Annotated in this window: 11 protein-coding genes; 4 read left to right on the top strand and 7 right to left on the bottom strand. The window is 46.9% G+C overall.

What is annotated here, in order from left to right; all coding sequences use genetic code 11:
- Positions 1-40: 40 nt before the first annotated feature.
- Entirely contained in the window at positions 41-3,244 is a 3,204-nt protein-coding gene (locus AC5JBY_RS09025) for a PKD domain-containing protein (protein ID WP_495904246.1), read from the top strand.
- 72 nt (positions 3,245-3,316) lie between these two features.
- On the opposite strand, the gene AC5JBY_RS09020 is transcribed toward AC5JBY_RS09025, so the two are convergent.
- From AC5JBY_RS09020 to atpD, 3 genes are all read right to left on the bottom strand, one after another.
- Positions 3,317-4,687, bottom strand: a complete 1,371-nt coding sequence (locus AC5JBY_RS09020) for a Fic family protein (RefSeq protein ID WP_495904245.1) — start codon at positions 4,685-4,687, stop codon at positions 3,317-3,319.
- 801 nt (positions 4,688-5,488) lie between these two features.
- Positions 5,489-5,749, bottom strand: a complete 261-nt coding sequence (atpC, locus tag AC5JBY_RS09015; RefSeq protein WP_495904244.1) for an ATP synthase F1 subunit epsilon — start codon at positions 5,747-5,749, stop codon at positions 5,489-5,491.
- Positions 5,750-5,763: 14 nt separating this feature from the next.
- Entirely contained in the window at positions 5,764-7,263 is a 1,500-nt protein-coding gene (gene atpD, locus AC5JBY_RS09010; RefSeq protein ID WP_495904243.1) for a F0F1 ATP synthase subunit beta, read from the bottom strand.
- A 310-nt stretch (positions 7,264-7,573) separates the two neighbouring features.
- On the opposite strand from atpD, the gene AC5JBY_RS09005 reads away from it, so the two are divergent.
- The 3 genes from AC5JBY_RS09005 to AC5JBY_RS08995 all read left to right on the top strand — a co-directional run bounded on the left by AC5JBY_RS09005 (position 7,574) and on the right by AC5JBY_RS08995 (position 14,515).
- Positions 7,574-10,837, top strand: coding sequence for a DUF2135 domain-containing protein (locus tag AC5JBY_RS09005; protein ID WP_495904242.1), 3,264 nt, complete (start codon positions 7,574-7,576; stop codon positions 10,835-10,837).
- 162 nt (positions 10,838-10,999) lie between these two features.
- Positions 11,000-12,919: a S9 family peptidase gene (locus tag AC5JBY_RS09000; protein ID WP_495904241.1), complete on the top strand. Its 1,920-nt coding sequence runs from the start codon at positions 11,000-11,002 to the stop codon at positions 12,917-12,919.
- A gap of 174 nt (positions 12,920-13,093) precedes the next feature.
- Entirely contained in the window at positions 13,094-14,515 is a 1,422-nt protein-coding gene (locus AC5JBY_RS08995; RefSeq protein ID WP_495904240.1) for an AAA family ATPase, read from the top strand.
- Between the two features lie 200 nt (positions 14,516-14,715).
- Here the strand turns inward: AC5JBY_RS08995 and AC5JBY_RS08990 are convergent, their stop codons facing one another.
- The 4 genes from AC5JBY_RS08990 to AC5JBY_RS08975 form a co-directional block, all read right to left on the bottom strand.
- Entirely contained in the window at positions 14,716-17,787 is a 3,072-nt protein-coding gene (locus AC5JBY_RS08990) for an efflux RND transporter permease subunit (RefSeq protein WP_495904239.1), read from the bottom strand.
- A gap of 25 nt (positions 17,788-17,812) precedes the next feature.
- Positions 17,813-18,877: an efflux RND transporter periplasmic adaptor subunit gene (locus AC5JBY_RS08985; RefSeq protein ID WP_495904238.1), complete on the bottom strand. Its 1,065-nt coding sequence runs from the start codon at positions 18,875-18,877 to the stop codon at positions 17,813-17,815.
- A gap of 11 nt (positions 18,878-18,888) precedes the next feature.
- Positions 18,889-20,244: a TolC family protein gene (locus AC5JBY_RS08980; RefSeq protein ID WP_495904237.1), complete on the bottom strand. Its 1,356-nt coding sequence runs from the start codon at positions 20,242-20,244 to the stop codon at positions 18,889-18,891.
- A gap of 62 nt (positions 20,245-20,306) precedes the next feature.
- The gene (locus tag AC5JBY_RS08975; protein ID WP_495904236.1) at positions 20,307-20,936 is read right to left on the bottom strand and encodes a TetR/AcrR family transcriptional regulator; all 630 of its coding nucleotides are present in this window, start codon (positions 20,934-20,936) and stop codon (positions 20,307-20,309) included.
- Positions 20,937-21,056 lie beyond the last annotated feature (120 nt).

Genomic DNA, 21,056 nt, shown 5'->3' with positions numbered 1-21,056 from the left:
TTTTATTTCATAACCAATGTGCTAAAAGTTAGAATTCTCTATGAAAAAACTACTCCTGTGCCTGAGTGTGCTCGTAACGCTAACTGTATCCGCTCAGCAAGTACCCAAAAGCCTGACCGCTGCTAACGGTCAATTCATTGGCTTCTATCAGTACACTCCTACTGATTACACAACAAGCAAAAAGTATCCGGTCATTATCTCACTCCACGGTGTCGGTGAAAAAGGGAATGGAACCACCGAACTCAATCGTCTGCTTGGTATTGGTGTGGCTGGTGCCATCAATGGCGGTCACAACATGACCTTTACCTGGAATGGTAAAACAGAAACCTTCCTGGTATTGTCGCCCCAACTTGATGGCAAGTATGGCAGCTGGCAGAATTTCTACGTGGAAGAAATGATCAACTACGCAAAGAGGAACCTTTCCATCGATGAGAACCGCATCTTCCTCACCGGCTTAAGCCTTGGTGGTGGTGGTACGTGGTCTTATGCAGGCGCATCACTCGACAACGCGAAGAAACTCGCGGCTATCGGCGTTTGTTGCGGTACCTGTCCTGGTATCAACTTCTCCAACCTCACCAATGCCAACCTGCCTGTATGGGCATTCCATGCGCAGGATGATGCAACGGTGGGTGCAGGTTGTACTACAGGCTCTATCTATAAGATGAATGAGCTGAACCCTGCAGTGAAGCCCTACATGACTTTGTGGCCCGACGGTCAACACTGGATCTGGGGACGCGTGTATAGCACGGATAACTCCTGGCAAAATCCAAACCTGTATGAATGGTTCCTCGGACAAGACAAAAGCAAACCTGTTAACAAACGTCCGGTAGCCAATGCAGGCAACCCATTATCTATACTTACCGGCCTTGGCATCGTTACACTTAGTGGTGCGGGCTCAACCGACGAAGATGGCAAAATTGTACGCTATATATGGAGAAAGCTCTCCGGCCCTGCTTATGGTACTATCAATGCCTCCATTTCTCTGGATGGCAGAACTACTGTTACCGGCCTGAACTGGCCCGGTACTTATGTATATGAACTGACAGTAGTAGATGACCGTGCAGACTGGTCAACTTCTACCGTAACTGTAACTGTAGGTTCTGGTGGTCCTTCCAATCAGGCTCCTGTGGTTAATGCAGGTTCTGATCAAACCATCACCCTGCCTGCTTCTTCTGTAACTCTGAATGGCTCCGCTACAGACGCTGATGGTTCTATCAGCAAATATGCCTGGACTAAAGTAAGTGGTGGCAATGCTACTTTCGGCAACGCTGGTGCTGCTTCTACTACCGTTTCCGGTTTGACAGAAGGTACTTACTCTTTCAGGCTCACTGCTACTGATAATGTTGGTGCTACCGGTAGCAACGATGTTACAGTAACTGTGAAAGCAGCTTCTATCCCCAGCAATCCAGGAGCAAAAATTGCCAATGCAGGTCCTGACAAGTCTGTGACTACCGCCAGCACTACATTGGATGGTTCCGGCTCTGTTAACCCCGATGGTCCGATCTATGCTTACACATGGGCTCAGATCAGCGGACCTTCTACTGCTTCACTGGCCGATCCAAAAGCAAAATCAACCACCGCTTCTAACCTGAAATCAGGTAAATATAGTTTCAGCCTTACTATCTGGGACCACAACTGGAGGCCACAGGCTGATACGATGGTATTGACAGTTTCTACCGACGCTTCTCAACCGCCGCCCAGCAAACCAGCTGATAAGATCGCTGATGCAGGCGCGGACAAAACCATCACGCTGCCTACCAGCAGCCTGACATTGGATGGCTCTGGCTCAGTAAATCCTGATGGTCCGATCTATGCCTGGACATGGGCGCAGATCAGCGGTCCTTCTACTGCAACCATTGCCAACCCCAAAGCACAGTCCACCACTGCTTCTAACCTGAAAGCCGGTACTTACCGCTTCAGCCTCACTATCTGGGATCATAACTGGAGGCCACAGGCTGATACCATGCAGGTAGTAGTGAACAATGGTACAACACCTCCTCCACCTACGTCTGGCAAGATCGCTGACGCAGGCGATGACAAAACCATTACTTTGCCTGTCAGCAGCCTTACACTGGATGGCTCTGGCTCTGTAAACCCCAATGGCCCGATCTATGCCTGGACATGGAAGCAGATCAGCGGTCCTGTTACTGCTACACTGGCCAACGCCAAAGCTCAATCAACTACGGCTTCCGGCCTGACCAAAGCAGGTACTTACCGCTTCAGCCTTACAACCTGGGATCATAACTGGAGACCAGAAGCTGATACCATGCAGGTAATCGTTAAAGCAGCCAGCAGCTCTCCAAGCCAAACGCTGGGCAGGATTGCCAATGCTGGTGATGACCTGGATATAACACTGCCTGATAATAGTATCGTATTAGATGGCTCCAACTCAGTAAATCCTGATGGTCCGATCTATGCTTACACCTGGAACCAGATCAGCGGACCTACCAGCCCAACCATCAACAATGCCAAAGAGGCTATTGCTAATGTTACCGGTCTGGTAGAAGGTACATATGTGTTCCGTTTCACTATCTGGGATCATACCTGGAGGCCTCAAGCCGACACTATGGAAGTAGTGGTAAATGGAGCTGGTACGTTCAGCGCCAGATCTGCCAGTGGCGCAGCTGGTAATGGAACGATTTCCAATGCAGGTGCCGACATCACCGTAGTACTGCCTTCCAACAGCACAACCCTGAATGGTGGCGCTTCTGCCGATCCTAAGGGTGTGATCAGAGCATGGCAGTGGGTGAAGGTGAGCGGTCCTGAGCAACACAACATCGCGAATGCTTCACAGTCTGTGACAACCCTGAGCAACCTGGTAGAAGGTACTTACCGGTTCAGCCTCACCGTATGGGGTAATGACTGGACGCCATTTGCCGATACTGTTGAGATCACCGTAGTTCAGGCTTCAGCGCTGACTGGTGGCAGCAACATCTCTGGCATCACCACTGCTCAAGCTGTAGAAGCTACCTCGAAAGCAACTGTTGCAGCAGACAAACTGCTGGTGTATCCCAATCCAGCTCAAGCACAGATCAATGTGCAAACCAACAGTGTTGTAACCGGTGCTTCTTTTGTAAACATCTATGATATGGCTGGCAAGCTGGTCCTGAAAACAGGTTTCCAGAAAGCGCAGCCGCTGCATCAGCAGATCATCAACGTCTCCAAACTACTGCCCGGTGTTTATCACCTCGAAGTAGTGATCGATAATCAAAAACGCTTGAACAGCAAGTTCATCAAGCAATAGGCTTACTTCTGATATCCTGAGAAAAGGCATGGGCCGTCACGATTAAATTGTGGCGGCCCTTTTTTTATTTTTTTACCATACGGCTTTCCACCGAGCAAACTGAGAAGGGCTTATATAATATCTCGCAAAGTTTCCCTCATGTAAGGACAATAGTTCGGTCTCGACAGCTTCAATAAATTTAGGTTGATCTACTTCAGCAATTTGTGTCGCCCTTTTCTTTATGATAATGGATGCTTCTGTTTGTGTCAATGCCTGGGAGACAATTTCTGAAATAATCTTGCGCATCGCATCACGATACTTCAGGCGGAATGGGTCAGGCTCACCAAGGGTTTGCCGAACTACAGCATAACGTGCCGCTGATCGCTCATAAGCCCAGAGAAATACGTCTTTCAGAAGGGCAAACTTATTTAGCTCATAAACACCAAGCAATCCCTTTATATAGGGTTCGCCCGGAACATCAATAAATGATAACGGAGCAAGATTGTGTTTGATTAAGGGAATATTTGCGGCAAGGCGAGATACACGTTTGTTGACATCATCGAATGGCTGCAAGTAAGGCAAGTGCACCATAATAAAAAATGCCTGTTCAAAAGGATTTTGGATTTGATCAGCCTTTTTAAGCATAAGGTCAAACATTTCCTCAATCAATTGAGGTATGGCAGGCGGCGTATATGTAGATTGATTAATGCCCACTGCAATACTTCGCAACCTTCCGGAAGCTGCGGAATTTGGCAGCAAGTTGTTCGACAACAGGGCATGCAGGTTTAATATCGTGTAACGATTAAACCCTATGCCATCGGCGGCCTGAACAATAAACTCAATCGCATCCTTGTGATTGAGGATCATTTGTGCCTCTAATGCTGATTTATCATCAGCCGTTTCCCCAAGTGAAATCAATCGTTCGGTATCAAGCAGTGAATAAGTGTTGCCTTCAAGACGGCTGGAGTTCCAGGACAGATCTATCAATAGGCGGTGAAGAATTTCTTTGGCATAGGTACCTGCGGGCTGATCTGGCATGGATGTTTTACCAATAAGCGCTAATTTCTCTTTTTCGCCATCGGACAAATAGAAATCATTATTCGGTTTATATATTTCTAAAAAATGACGTTGATATCCTATGAAGTCACGCTGCCGTAGTGGAAGTGAAACCTGATCTAAAACGTTTCGCCCTGCATCTGATAACGGTATAATGTCCTTTCTGTCCGATGCTATTTGATTCTCTTCCTTTTGCACAAGGTAATATCTTGCAGAAGTAGATCTGCCCGAAAGAGTAACAAAACCTTGCTCTTGCAATCTCTTTAAACGTCTTTGCAGTGTGCGTAATTCTATGTCCAGGCCAGATGCATATTTTATCTCCTCGATAGAGGCCCCATCCTTGAACTGCCGAAATGCAGCCAATATGATATTAATTTCTTGTTTTATATTTAACCCTCTATTTTCCATTTACGACACAGTTGCGACAAAGTAACGACAAAGTAACGACAATAATGCTTATATTTTGTCGTAAGTCAAGTAAAGACAATACTCACGTCACAGTTGCGACAATACTATGTCGTAACCTGCCCTTCGTCGCAATAGAAGGCCGACATTATTATCCCATCCCGATAGACATAAAATCTCCGGTTTTTAACCTTTGCATTGATGATTAGTATAGCCGAGGCAATATAATAGAAGCAGTTTTGGGGTCAAAACTGCTGATTTTCTCTTCAATACTATTTTCATACTCTATCTATACAGCATCTATACACTATCCATACTCTATCTATACCCCACCGCTACCTTTCTCCTCTTCATCCTTTACTTACCTGTTACTCACCGTTTACTCCCCACTTGCTGTATTTCTCTCTTGCTTACTCCGCTCTTTCATTGTTCTTCTATTTGCCGACTACCTTTTTTCTATCTCAGCACTATCCCTCCGCCACCTTCCTACTCCCCTTCGTTTATCGCCGGCTACTTTTCTTTTATCTTCCTCTCCTCTTTCTCTTACCTGTTGCTGTCAATTGGTGTATCAATCTTTATCCGCTCGCTGTACTGCTGTCAATCACAGTAACAAGTCAAACGTACGGTATACGGTAGGGACCACCAAGGGGGCATGACCGTTATTAGCGCTCATGCTCCTTTTACTCCTTTTTATCGTATCGCTTTGGGGGAACGGAGGCCTATCGTGTATCCATTACACCCATAAAAAAATCCTCCCCCGCAATGCGGGGGAGGATCAAGACTATAGTTCGTATGAACGTTTATTTATTCACCTACCTGGGTAGCACCTTCTACCAACACGGTTACTTTGTTGTCCAGCACTTCTACGAAACCGCTTTGGATATCATAGAAGAGTGAATCATTGGCTTTGTCCTTCAGCACTTTTAACCGGCCGGCTTTCAGGGCGCTCACGAGCGGTGCGTGCCTGTTGAGCACTTCAAACAGACCGGTGATACCTGGCAACTGAACGCCATAGACATCGCCGCTGAAGAGTTTACGTTCGGGAGTTAATATTTCTAAATTCATTGTTTATTGTTTGATTATCCCTGAGCCTGAGCCAACAGTTTCTTACCTTTTTCGATCGCGTCGTCGATAGTACCTACGAGGTTGAAAGCTGCTTCAGGATATTCGTCTACTTCACCGTCCATGATCATGTTAAAACCACGGATGGTTTCTTCGATCGGAACGAGTACACCTTTCAGACCAGTGAACTGCTCGGCCACGTGGAAGGGCTGAGACAGGAAGCGCTGTACTTTACGTGCACGGGCAACTGTCAGTTTATCTTCGTCGCTCAACTCATCCAGACCGAGGATGGCGATGATATCCTGCAATTCTTTATAACGCTGGAGGATCAATTTAACACGGTCGGCAGTTTTGTAGTGTGCTTCGCCTACGATGGCTGGTGTCAAGATACGGCTGGTAGAATCCAGCGGGTCAACCGCAGGATAGATACCTAAGTCGGCAATCTTACGGCTCAATACGGTAGTAGCATCCAGGTGGGCGAAGGTAGTAGCCGGAGCGGGGTCAGTCAAGTCATCCGCAGGTACGTAAACCGCTTGTACTGAAGTGATTGAACCGTTCTTGGTAGAAGTGATTCGTTCCTGCATCACACCCATCTCAGTGGCGAGGGTGGGCTGGTAACCTACCGCAGAAGGCATACGACCGAGGAGGGCCGATACTTCGGAACCCGCCTGTGTGAAACGGAAGATATTGTCTACGAAGAACAGGATATCACGTCCTTTACCTTGTCCATCTCCATCACGGTAGTATTCAGCGATGGTAAGACCAGAGAGGGCCACACGGGCGCGGGCGCCTGGGGGCTCGTTCATTTGTCCGAATACGAAGGTTGCTTTGGAATCTTTCAGCTCGTTCATGTCAACTTTGCTGAGGTCCCATCCGCCTTCTTCCATGCTGTGCTTGAAAGCGTCGCCATATTTCATGATGCCTGCTTCGATCATCTCACGCATCAGGTCATTTCCTTCACGTGTTCTTTCACCTACACCGGCAAATACTGATACACCGCTATATGCTTTGGCAATGTTGTTGATCAATTCCTGGATCAATACGGTTTTACCTACACCGGCACCACCGAACAGACCGATCTTACCACCTTTTGCGTAGGGCTCGATCAGGTCAATTACTTTAATACCGGTAAACAGTACTTCTGTAGAAGTGCTGAGGTTTTCGAAAGCAGGGGGCTTGCTGTGGATAGGACGGCCACCTTGCTTGGGAACCGCTGGCAAACCATCGATGGGATCGCCGGTTACATTGAACAGACGGCCTTTGATAGCATCACCTGTAGGCATGGCAATGGCAGCGCCGGTGTCTTTTACTTCCAGACCACGAACGAGGCCTTCAGTACCATCCATGGCAATACAGCGTACGCTGTCTTCGCCCAGGTGCTGTTGTGTTTCCAGTACCAGGGTATCGCCATTAGGTCTTTTCAGTTCCAATGCATTATAAATTTCCGGGAGCTTTCCTTCAAACTGCACATCCACTACCGCGCCGATGATCTGTTTGATCTTGCCAACGTTTGCCATATGTTTTAAGAATGTATTGTTTTATTAACCACCTTTTAACAGGGGTATTTTCAGGCCGCAAAGGTAAGGGAGGAAAAGAGAATTCGGACATAGAAAACAAGAAATATAAAGGGGCGTGGATAACCCGTGGAGGAAACGGCCTCGTACGGCCTATTTGACGTTGAAAATGAACATATTAGCCTTATAACCAAAGGGATGCTATTCTTCCCGGGTGATTTACTAAAAACGGAAAAAAGAGGGCGCGGGTCTCTTTTGCCTGCCACATTATGCAAACTTCCGCCTCGCTGCATCCAAATGGAAATGCTCCTTTATGAAGACAAAGACACGCTACGGCGTGGTCATGCTACTCATTTGCATAGCCTGCCACTCCCTTACCCAAGCTCAGCTACCTCAATTAAAGATCAATGATAAAACCGACCCCAATGTTTACCTCAGCAAACTGACGGTAGATGTAAAGATAGCCGGCACCATCGCGATTACGACCATGGAAATGACGTTTCGTAACAACAACAGCCGCGTGCTGGAAGGCGAACTCATCTTTCCCCTGCCTGAAGGGGTATCTATCAGCCGCTATGCGCTTGACATCAACGGCCGTATGCGTGAAGCGGTACCAGTAGAGAAGGAGAAAGCCGTTCAGGTATTTGAAGAGATCGAACGGCGGCAGGTGGACCCCGGTTTGCTGGAAAAGGTAGAAGGCAACAACTTCCGCACGCGCATCTACCCTATGCCTGCGAATGGCGTTCGCACCGTTATTATTGCTTACGAAGAGGAGTTATCTTTTAATAACAAGCAGTTGTTGCGTTACCATCTGCCGCTGGACCACAAGAAGCCGGTGGACAATTTCAAGCTGGATGTATCTGTGTTGCAATCGGCCATACAACCTCAACTGGAAGAAGGACCTGATGATGAACTGCAGTTCAAGGCATGGAATAATAATTATACAGCCTCCATCAGCAAACAGCATTTTATACCGGAGCATTCGCTTACGATTACCCTACCCAAAGCGCCCGACAATGCTGAGGTGATGATGCAGCAAACGGGTGGTAATTATTACTTTCTCGTCAATAGCTTTCCGCAGAAAGGCAGCAGGGCCAAAGTGATGCCGCGTGAAATTACCGTGTTGTGGGATGCTTCCCTGAGTGGCTTGAACCGGGATCGCGCTAAAGAACTGGCTTTATTGGATGAATACCTGAAGACTGCCAACAATGTATTGGTGCACCTGGCAGTGATCAATAATACGTTTCGTGAAGCAGGGCGGTACCGGGTGCAAAATGGCAACTGGCATGAATTAAAGACGGCCATAGAAGGATTGATCTACGATGGCGGCACCAACTACAGCCGCATTCAATTCCCTACCAGCGAAGAATACATTTTCTTTACTGATGGGATGTCGTCGTTGAGTGCACAGGACATACCGCTGCCCAACAAGCCTGTGTATACTATCAGCTCGGCAGCGCGTTCAGATTTTTCTTACCTCCAATACATCGCTCAAAAAACGGGCGGCGCTTTCATCAACCTCAATGCATTAAAAACAAATGAGGCTGTGCCATTGCTAACGCAGCAGCCGCTGCAATTCATCGGTATTAAACGCAATAGGGTGATAAGCGAGACTTATCCTTCCATGCCTGAGCCGGTAGTGAACAACTTTTCTGTAGCTGGCATCGTTACCGAGCCGAACGCTACTATCACATTGCAATTCGGTTATGGCACTACAGTAACTACAGAAAAGACCATCACGCTCGACTTCAGCAAGCAGGGAACTAATGTGGTGAACCTGGGCAAAGTGTGGGCACAAAAGAAGATCGGCGAACTGGACATTCAGTATGAGCAAAATAAAGAACTGATCACTTTCCTCGGCAAGCGATTCTCCATCGTTACCCGCAATACCTCTCTCATTGTTTTGGAAACAGTCCACGATTATGTGCGTTATGAAATAGAGCCCCCTGCTGAATTAAGGGGTCAGTATGATCAAATGATCAAACAGCAATTGGTACAACGGGAAAGCAGACTGCAGCTGACGCTGGCCAATGCCTTACAACAGCTGGATGTATTGGTGAATTGGTGGAACAGAAGCTTCACTGCCAAGGCTGCACCTAAACCTATTAAAGGAAAGAAAGATGTTCTTACACGCGACAACAGTCTTGCCAATAATATTATACAAGGGACGATCGTGGACCAGGCAGGCTTACCAATGTCTGGCGTAACCATATCCTTGCAGGGAGGATCACAGGCAATGACTATAACTGATGAGCAAGGGCGTTTCCGCATCACCAAACCGGCCGGCAGCCAAACCTTGCAGGCAACTGCTATTGGTTACAATCAAAAGCAAGTAGCACTCCAAAACAACAACCGGGTGACGCTAAGAATGCAACCATCCTCTAATAGCCTGGATGAAGTGGTGGTAGTGGGAATGGGTACTCAGCGCAGGCGGGAAATGACTGGAAGTGTACGAAATGAAGAAGTTCAAGCAGATGCCGCTCCTGCCGCCGTCACTGATTTGTTCAAAAAGTTGCCCGGCTTACAGGTTGACAAAGATGGGGTTGTAGACCGTGCTCCGCTTGCGTACAAACACATGACAGAAGAAGAAAAGCGAACTGCGGGCAGCTACAACGATCAACCCGTGACGACCATCAACATCAAGCAATGGACACCTGAGCGGCCCTATCTGCAAGTACTCGCCAAAGAGAAGACAGGTAATCGGTACAATGCCTACCTCACTTTGCGCAAGGACAACCTGTATAGCCCCACTTTCTATTATGACGTTGCCAACTTCTTCCTGCGGGAAAGGGATACGCTTACCGGTTTACAGATACTGACCAATATGGCGGAGATCGATCTCGAGAATCATGAGTTGTATAAGTTGCTTGGTTATAAATTGCGGGAAGCGGGCGCTTATGAAGAGGCTCTTATCGTATTCAAAAAGGTATTGCAATGGCGCCCGCAGGAGCCGCACAGCTACCGTGATTATGGACTGGCCCTGGCCGACGCCGGATTGTATCAACAGGCATTGGATACGTTGTACACTGCCCTGAAGAAGAACTATAGCGAAAGCATGAATGGCATGTACCGTGGTATCGAAGAGATCATTGTTACAGAGATCAATCAGCTCATTAGTCTTCACAAGGAAAAGCTGGACCTTTCCAACATCGATAGCAAGCTTGTTCATGCCATGCCTACCGACGTGCGGGTGGTGTTGAACTGGAATAAGAATGATACAGACATGGACCTTTGGGTTACCGACCCCAATGAGGAAACCTGTTATTACAGTCACAAGGAGACCCTGATCGGCGGCCGGATATCTACCGACTTTACCCGTGGTTATGGCCCTGAGCAATTCCTGCTCAAGAAGGCTGTGAATGGTAAATACCAGGTGAAGGTGAACTATTATGGAGATCAGCAGTTCAAGCTTAGCGGCCCTACCACCGTGATGGCTGAAATATTTACGCATTATGCCGATGGCCGTCAGGAGCGTAAACTGATCACGCTGCAGATGGATAAAGGCGGCAAACAGGAAGGTGTGCTGGTTGGCGAGTTTGAGTTTAGTCAAAAGGACCAGGTCGCTAAGAATAAGTAAAGCATACAAGCGAGGGACCAAACGCAAAGAGGTGACACCTTTTGAAAAGGTGTCACCTCTTTGCGTCTTTCCATTCACAACTCACTACTCACCATTGACCATTTATACCCACTTACCGCAATCCTTAATTCGGTACCTTCTGTGTTCAAAACCTTTACACACATGAAAAAGAACCCTTGGCTGATCGTAATTGCAGGCTCACTGCTGGCCTGTAATGAACAACCAACAGAAAAAGAACCTGAAGCACGGCAGGTAGCTCAATACAGCATCGAACAGTTTTATAAAAGCACCAATGTAGGCGGTGGCGCCATCTCTTCCGATGATGGCAAACTGCTTGTGAACAGTAATGAGAGTGGTATTTACAATGTCTATGAGATCGATATCGCCAGCGGGCAAAAGAAAGCGCTGACCACCTCGGCCAAGGAATCCATATTTGGTAATGATTATGTACCCGGTTCTACCAACTTCATCTATAGCTCCGACAAAGGGGGTAACGAAAACGATCACCTGTTTCTGCAAAAGGGTGACGGCAGTGTAAAAGACCTTACGCCCGGCGCTAAGGAAAAAGCCGGTTTCTATGGCTGGAGCCGGGACAATAAAGCTATCTATTATACCAGCAACAAACGTGATCCCCGCTTCTTTGACCTCTACAAAATGGATACAGGCAGCTGGAAACCCAACATGATCTATAAGAATGATAACGGGTACGATTTTATAGCGATTTCAGACAACGAACGTTATCTCGCTCTTATGGAAACCATTACCACCACTTCCACCAACATGTACATCGCCGATCAGCAATCAAAACAGATCAAAAAGCTGAATGGCACGTTGGAGAGTACCAATATCCCGTTGCAGTTTTCCATGGATAATAATACGATGTACTATGTGACCGATAGCGCCAGTGAATATCAGTATGTAATGAAATACGATATCGCCAGCGGCAAAAGCGAAAAGCTGTACAGCACCAACTGGGACGTGATGTACATGTATCTTTCGTATAATGAAAAGTACCGCGTGATTGGCGTGAATGAAGACGGCAAGAATAAGATCTACATTTTCGATCATAAAACTGGTCAGGCTGTCGACTTCCCCAAGATCGACGATGGCGATGTGCAAAGTGTTTCTATATCCCGCAGTGAAAACAAAATGCGCCTTACCGTCGGCAATTCCAAATCGCCCAACAACCTGTATGTTTACGACTTCGGCACGAAAGAGCTGAAGAAGCTTACCAATACGCTTGCGCCAGACATCAAAGAAGCAGACCTCGTTTCCGCAGAGGTGGTACGTTATAAATCGTTTGACGGGTTAGAGATACCTGCTATTTATTACAAACCTCAGCAGGCCAGCAGCACCAACAAAGTGCCTGCGCTGGTGTGGGTGCATGGTGGTCCCGGTGGTCAATCGAGGACCGGTTATTTTTCTCTGATCCAATACCTGGTGAATCATGGCTATGCTATTCTCGCTGTCAACAACCGGGGTAGCAGTGGTTATGGCAAAACGTTCTTTAAAATGGATAACCGCAACCACGGGGAGAAAGACCTGCAGGATTGTGTATGGGGCAAGAAGTATCTCGCTTCCCTACCCTATATCGATTCTTCGAAGATCGGCATCATCGGCGGCTCTTATGGTGGTTATATGACGCTGGCGGCCATGTGTTTCCAGCCTGATGAGTTTAAGGTAGGTGTTGATCTGTTTGGTGTGGCCAACTGGTTGCGTACTTTGAAAGAAGTGCCCCCTTATTGGGAGTCTTTCAAGAAAGCCTTGTATGAAGAGATCGGTGATCCCAATACAGCTGACACTGTTCGTCTGAAACAATTCTCACCCCTGCTGCATGCCGGCAATATCAAAAAGCCTTTGATGGTATTACAGGGCGCCAATGATCCACGTGTACTAAAGATCGAAAGTGATGAGGTGGTGGAAGCTGTGAAGAAAAATGGTGTGCCGGTAGATTATGTTGTGTTCCCTGATGAAGGGCATGGTTTCATCAAGAAAGAAAATGAGATCAAGGGGTATGGACAGATACTGCAGTTCTTAGATAAACATTTGAAGGGTGATACGACTAAAGTGAAGCTGAATTAATCTTGACAGGATTAAAATTATTAACCTCTTACTACATATTTTCATTTTATACAATATGGTGACCCCGTGAAATACATTTGGCTATAACTACCTCTTGTTAATGACTTTTAGCCAAATCTATCTTTATATTTGGCTAAAAGTTATATATTTGAATAGCTTTTAGCCAAATCGGAGATGGAAATATTTATTGGTCGACAAAACGAGTTAGTCAAATTGAAGAAGCTTGCTGAAGAAACAGGCTCTTCATTCGTTGCCGTATATGGGAGAAGAAGAGTGGGAAAAACATTCCTGATCAGAAATGCCTTTTCCTCATTCGATTTCCAGGTCACCGGTATGGCCAATACAAACACAGCCACCCAATTAGCAAACTTTCACCTTGCATTAAACAAATACACCCCCTTGCATATAGACCAGCCGGCGCCCAAAAACTGGCTGGAAGCATTCACTCAACTTTCTACTTTATTAGAATCGAAGAAAAGTGAAAAAAAAATAGTGTTCCTGGATGAACTGCCATGGCTCGATACTGCAGGTTCGGGGTTTCTTGCGGCGTTGGAACATTTCTGGAATTCCTGGGCCAGCGCAAGAACAGATATACTTCTGATCGTATGTGGATCAGCGGCAAGCTGGATCATTAATAAAATACTTAACAGCAGAGGAGGATTACATAACCGTGTAACAGACAGAATACAATTACAGCCCTTTTCGCTAAAAGAGTGTGAGCAATTTTTCAATAGCCAGGGCGCCATTTTTGACAGATATCAGATTGTCCAGTTATATATGGTAATGGGAGGCATACCTTTTTATTTGTCACGAATAGACCCAAAACTAAGTGCGGCTCAGAATATTGACGCGCTCTGTTTTACAGAATCAGGGATTTTACGGACAGAGTTCGACAACCTCTACCACTCGTTATTCCAGAAAGCAGAAGGTCATATTCAGATCGTTGAAGCACTGAGTAAAAAAGCAAAGGGGCTTTCCAGGGAAGAATTAATTAAAGCATCTAAAATGCCTAACGGCGGAGGAACAACCCGAATTTTACGCGAACTGGAAGAAAGTCATTTTATCCGCAAATACAGGGCCTTCGGGAAAAAGGAAAAGAACAGCATCTACCAGCTGACAGATTTTTTCTCTCTTTTTTATTTTCGATGGATAAAAGGATTTGAACCATCGGATGAGGCTTATTGGATCAGTCAACTGGATACACCGAACCAGAATACATGGGCGGGCTATGCATTTGAGCAGGTTTGCCTCGAACATATCTCCAAAATCAAACTTGGATTAAGTATTGGCGGAATAAGAACAGAAACTTCGGCATGGTCTGGCTCTACAGAAACATCAGGCGCTCAGATAGATCTGTTGATCGATCGCGCAGATAGAGTAATTAATATCTGTGAGATGAAATTCTCAATCGACACTTTTGTTATCAGCAAAAGTTACGCAGAAGAGCTCAAAAGAAAGATCAGTGTTTTTAAAGAAGTTACTCAGACAAGAAAGGCAGTACACCTGGTTCTTGTTACAACCTGGGGGCTTACCAGAAACAATTATTCCGACACACTTGTACAGCACGAATTAAAGATGGACGCTTTGTTCGGCTAAGAGATCTGCCCGATTTGTGGGGCAACCTGCGGTAACAACGAAAGCTGTCACAAGCTATTCACTAACACCTAATAAATCTGTCATTACCTGGTTCAATATTTCTCCCGTTCCGGGTACAAAAGAGGGCGTCTCAAAAGTATTTGAGACGCTCTCTTTTTTTTAAGCCTATCTGTTGATTCTTAGTTCCTCTTATTGTTCTTCTATTTTTGACTTTGAACTGCAAGCTCTTGTGTTTCTACTTCCACTTTAGGCGCCAGCAGTTTGTATAATACTGGTGTTACTACGCGTGTGAGCAGTGTAGAGCTAATCAGGCCTCCGATGATCACAAGCGCCAGTGGTGTATACAGCGGATTGTTTTCTATCACCAAGGGAATCAAACCACCAATAGCGGTGAGGGTGGTGAGGATGATGGGTACAAACCTTGTTTCTCCTGCTTCCTGGATCGCATCTTCCAGCCCCATTCCTTGCTTCCGTAGCTGGTCGGTATAATCGACGAGCAGAATGGAGTTCTTCACTTCGATACCGATCAACGCAATCAAACCAATCACGGCCACGAAAGAAAAAGTGTTACCGGTAGCCAGCAGCATCAACACTGCACCAATAATTCCCAATGGCACTACCGACAGTACGATCAATGTGCCGCGGAAGGTCTTGAATTCCAATACCAGGATTCCGAGGATACCAAAGATGGTAATGAGCACAATGGTTCCCAGCCCGCCAAAACTATCCTGCTTGCTTTCTACTTCACCAGCTGCCTTATAATGGGTGCCGGCCGGGAACTGCATTGTGTCCAGGTTTTTCAATAATCCTTCTGTTACTTTCGTCGTATTAAAGCCGCTCTGAACAAAAGCCGTGATTACTGTATATCGATCTTTGTCGTAGTGTTTGATACTAGTGGGTGATGTTTGAAACTGAATATCGGCCAGCTGACTCAAAGGCACCGGCGTGTTGCCTGCTGTACTCACATATACTTTTTGCAATGCATCGAGTGTTTGGTGATCGCCTCTTGGCAGTGCTACGTTGATGTTGTATTCATCGCCATTCTCTTTGCGGAATGTGCCGATATTAAGTCCTGCGATGGCCATCCGGATCGACCGGTCAATTTCATTGACGGGTACGCCCAACATACCAGCCTTTTCCTTGTTCACTTTGATCTTTACATCCGTTTTAAGTGTGGTCAGTTCATTCTTCACGTACATGGTGCCCGGTGTTCTTTTCAGCATATCCTCCACCCGGAAGGATAAAGCACGCAGGGTATCGAGGTCTTCACTAAACAGGCGGATGGCGATAGGCGCTTCGACCGGTGGCCCCTGTTCAAAGTCTTTCACTTCGATCCTGGCATTGGGATAATCTTTAAACCGTGCACGCAGCTCGTCGATCAGTTTTAGCTTTTTGGCTGGCGGGGTTTCTTTCAATTGTATGAACAACTGGGCATAGTTACTTGCTTCATTCTGTGGGATCACGTTGTAATAAATGCGGGGGTTGCCATGGCCTACGTTGGTAGCATAGTTCTTCAGGTCGGGCACTTTCCTGATCTCCTGCTCCACGTAGCGGGCCACTTTATCTGTAGTGGATAAACTGGTGCCCAATGGTGTTTCAATGTTTACCAGGAACATCGGCTTCTCTGAAGCGGGAAACACGCTGAAGCCAACTACCGGCACCAATGCCAGGCTACCTACAAAGATCACCAGGGCCACCAGCAACGTAATCACCGGATGAGCAATAGCACTGTGGAGCAGACGACGATAAGAGCCACCAATGAATCTCTTCAAACCGCGCAGGAACCAGTTGCCTTCCGGATTGTGGTGTGGGCTTAAAATACGGCTCGACAGGAACGGCACGATGGTCAGTGATACAAACAGCGAGGCCAGTACTGTAGTCACTACAGCAGCAGGGAGACTACGAATAAAGTCACCAGCGCCTTCGGGCAGGAACATCAGCGGCAGGAATGCAAAGATGAGCGTAGCCGTACAGCCCAACACTGCCAGGCCAATTTGTTTAGTCGCTTTCATGGCTGCCTCTTTCTTATTATACCCTTGCCGCAAATAGCGTTCAATATTTTCCACGACCACAATGCTATCATCCACCAATAAGCCCAAGGCAACTATTAATCCCACAATGCTCAGTTGGTTGATGGTGATACCAAACATGTCCAGCAGGAACAAGCCAATGGCCAGCGATAAAGGAATAGAGATCATCACCACCAACGAGGCGCGGAAGCCCAGGGGCAGCAGGGTCAGCAATACCAGGAAGATGGCAATGGCAAAATCGCCACTGAATCCGCTCAGGCGCTTACGTACACTTTCGGCATTGTCAAAGCTCTGTTCGTAGGCAATGCTCTTCGGCAATTCTTTTTGAAACTGTTCCAGCACCGGCCGCACCTGCTCTTCTACTGAAAAAATATTGGTGCCTGCTTTGCGGCTGGCCACTACAAACACGCCACGCTTGCCATTGAGCCGGCCAATATAGCCTTGCTCTTCGTAATCAAAACTCACTTCAGCGATGTCTTTGATGTAGACCAGCTTACCGTTGGCGCTGCTGACAATCGTATTCTTTATTTCATCTACTGATTTATAGTTACCGCTCGTCTTTACGTTGAATTTCTTGGTCCCCATCTCGATGCTACCGCCGGGAATGTTTACGTTCTCGCTTTGGATAGCACCCAGTACTTTATTGAGTGGTATCTTGTTTTGCGCCAGTTTTTCGAGATGCAATGATACCCTTACCTGTTGTTGTGGAAAGGCCCAGTTCTCTACATTCTTGAGTGACTTAACCTTTTCCAATCTTTCCTTTAATTCCTTGCTCCATTCTTCGAGGTCTTTATACGGCGCTGTTTCACTCATCAGGGCGATCTGTATAATGTTCACATCAGAGGGGGTGAACTTCTGCACTTCCATGCTTACAATATCCTGGGGCAATTTGGCGCGTAAGCCATCTATCTCCCGCACTACGTCCTGGTATTTTCTTTCCGGGTCGCTTTCGTATTTGAACTCGATGGTTGTTACAGCGAGGCCATCATCGATGCGTGTGATCAGTTTCTTTACATCATCCAGCTCATTAAATTTCTTTTCGATGGGGTCAACGACCAGCTCTTCCATATCCTGGGGGCTCGTGCCAGGATAGATAGTTATCACCGAGAAGTTCGGTGCTTCTATGTCCGGGTCTTCTCCGCGCGGCATGTTGAACAGGGAATTGAGCCCGATGGCTATCAGCATCACGAAGACGATGAGGGTGAACTGATAGTTCTTGACTGAGAAGTCAGTTATTTTCATGATTCGTTTTTTAGAGATTGATTGCTTACTTCACCACTTTTACTGTAGCTGTCTCCGTCAGGTATCCTACTCCCTCTGTAATTACTTGTTGTACATTATCGAGGCCACTTACAATAGCAGCCCTGTCTTTTTCGAGGAAAGCGATGGTTACAGGATGGCGTTGCACCGTCTTTTGATCCTGGTTCACGGTATATACAAAACCTTTCTTGCCATCTGCTTCTGCCAGGGCTTCAATAGGCACCAGCACGACGCGTTGTTGTGCGGCAGGCTGTAATTGAACCGTGCCAAACAGACCGCTGGCAAAGCGTGCTCCATCAGGGCTCACCTTTACTTCCACTTCGTAGGTACCATTGGCCCTGTCGGCGCCTTCAGCAATCTCTGTGATGAGTCCATTGAAAGTTTTTTGTGGATAGGCATCCAGTGATACGGCGCCTTTATTGCCCTTCCTCAACACTGCCCAGTCTTTATCGGACACACCAAAGCGTATTACCCAGTCATTGCCTGCTGTGCCGCTGAAGTAAAATACCGGAGCGCCAGAACCAGCTGTTTCTCCTTCATTCATCACCTTCTTCAGGATCGTACCGCTCTCCGTAGCTCTTATTTGAGCATATTGTTGATTGAAGCGGGCTATACGCAAGCCTTCGGAAGTAACCTGTTGTTGTGTAGTAGCATTCTGCAATTGCTCTAACGTAGCCACGGTGTCATTGTATAGATTCCTCACCCTGTTCACATCACGCTGTGCTTTTTCTGCATTTTGTGAGGCCTGTTGCACCTGTGCGTTGATCTCCGTAAGATCAAGCACTGCCAACAACTGACCTTTTGTTACATGATCACCTTCCTTGACATATATCTTTGAAATGACGCCACCTGTTTTGAAGGACAGGGTGGCTTCGGTAGTAGAAGCAATGGAGCCTGAATACCTCAATACCGGTGCATAGACCGTATCGGTTACTGGTTGAGTTCGCACAGCGATAGCATTTTCTGTAACAGTCGTTGTTGCCCTGGCTTCTGCTTTTTCATTACAGCGTGCTACCGCCAATGCGGCGATCACAACGATCAGAAAGCGGGAGGAGTACCATATTTTTTTCATGACGATTATTTTTAAAAAGTATAGGATGCAGTGGCACGCTCTACTTCAGCGGCCCTGGTTAATACAGCCAGTTGAGCAAGTGAATACCTGATCTGGGCATTGGTGAGTTGTGTGCGTATATCTACCAGCTCCAGTTGCAGGGCCTGCCCTTCGCGATAACGCCTTTCTGTGAAGCGATAGGTTTCCTGAGCGCTCTGCACTTCATCGCGCAGGGCCTGTAAACTTTGCAGGGAAGAATAATAGTTGTTGTAAGCGGTGCGTACCTGCAAGCTCAGTTGCTGCTCGGTTTCTTTGTACCGGTTTTCCAGCGCATCCATATCGAGTTGTGATTGCTGGATCTTATACTTGTTGTCATTGGCCCGGAAGAGATTCCACCTGAACTGCAGGCCACCCAACTGGTAAAACTGGTCGCCATTGAATTTCAACTGGAAGCCCTGGAAGCCGATATTGTAAAATGCATTGAGTTTGGGAACGAGGTACGACTTATTGAGTTTGAGATTTGTGCCCAGTACTTTTTGTGAGCTCTTCAACTGTGCCAGCTCTTCACGGCCTGCGGGCACTTCCAATGCCAGCGATGGCACGGGAGCAAACTGTTCTGTAACGGCACTGTCTATGGCCACTTCTGTTTCCAATGGCTGGTTGAGCAGGAAGTTGAAATAAGCAATAGCGTTTTTCCTGTTGTTGGTAGCATCTATCAGTGATGCCTGTACCTGGCTCACCTGGGACTTTGCACGCAGCACTGTTTCTTTGAGCGCCGTTCCATTGTTGACCATTTTTTCACTGACGCGCAGGTTTTCCTGCACCAGCGACAGCGCATTGGTATAAATATCCACTGAGCGGCCCGCCTGCAGGTATTGGTAATAGGCTTGTTTGATGTTCTTCACCAGTTCCCGCTTGTAAACAGCGATGGCTGCACGGTGGGTATTGATCTGCTCCTCCCTGATCTGGCGGTTATAGCGGATATCCATATTGACTACCGGAACAGTCACCTCCAACCGCGTATCATGGAAGTCGTTGGGCAGGAAAGCAATGTTCTGGTTTTGCACCTGCGGGAATTTTTGAGAGGAAGTAAGCTCATTCAATGTGGAGTACACATTATTGAGCAGGTCGCCAATGGGAATATCCTGCGTACGCCCTCCATTGGCCAGGGTATATTGGGAAGCAAAATCGACCTGGGGATAGAACAGCGTGCGGGCACGCTTGAGGTCGAGCTGGGCTTTTTGAAGGTCAAAGCTTTGCTGGCGCAGCGCCAGGTTGCTGTCGAGCCCCGTTTTAATATAGCCCTCCAGGATGTTCTGGGCTACGGCGGCCTGGGCAAAAAGCATCCCCGCCACCAGCACATACGTGCGGATGAATGTCCATAACATGGCTTACGATTTATATTGTAAAGATTATTTACAGTGTTAAGTAACCGGGCAAAAAAAATGACCTATTCTTTCATGGTCAGGTCGATGGTTTCCAGCAGCCAGTTGAGGGCCTGCGACATCATAGGGATTGTCATCTGGGGGTCCATCATTTTGTCGAAACGGTTACGGATAGAAAGTGACACCAACCCATGTACCATACTCCAGATAGCCATCGATACAGCATCCACATTTCCTTTGACGATCAACCCTTTATCCATTGCTTCCTGGATGGTCTCTTTTAGTCTTCCCAAGGCTACATCGCCACTCTTCCACTCACAATCCACCGTTTGCTCGATCGCTTCCATAGGCGCCCGCTGAATGAACATTAAATCATAGCATTCGGGATTGGTAAGCCCAAACTTGATGTAGTTCTCTCCCATTTTGTGGAGGCGCAGCAGGGGGTTTTTGATATCCCACAGTCCTTCATTGAACTCGGCCATCTTCTGAAAGCCCATCTCGTGCAGGTTGAACAGGATCTCATTCTTATCCTTAAAATAGAGATAAACGGTTGTGGGACTGTATTCTATAATATCGGCTATTTTACGGATCGATACATTTTCAAAGCCCTGCTCCACGAACAGCTTCATGGAGGCATCCAGGATCATTTTTCTGATCTCCGTCTTTTGCTTTTCCTTTCTTTCCGAAATACCCATAATAATATCAATTAACAGCACAAATATACTTAACACTGTTAAGTAACCAAATAATTCCCACACTTTTTTTACCCGGTTCCGATGCCCTGTTATTTACTTACATTTGCCGGAAGAGGGATA

The organism is Paraflavitalea sp., from assembly GCF_059502485.1.
The sequence above is the reverse complement of the archived record's forward strand: the minus strand, read 5'-3'. Positions and strand labels throughout refer to the sequence as shown.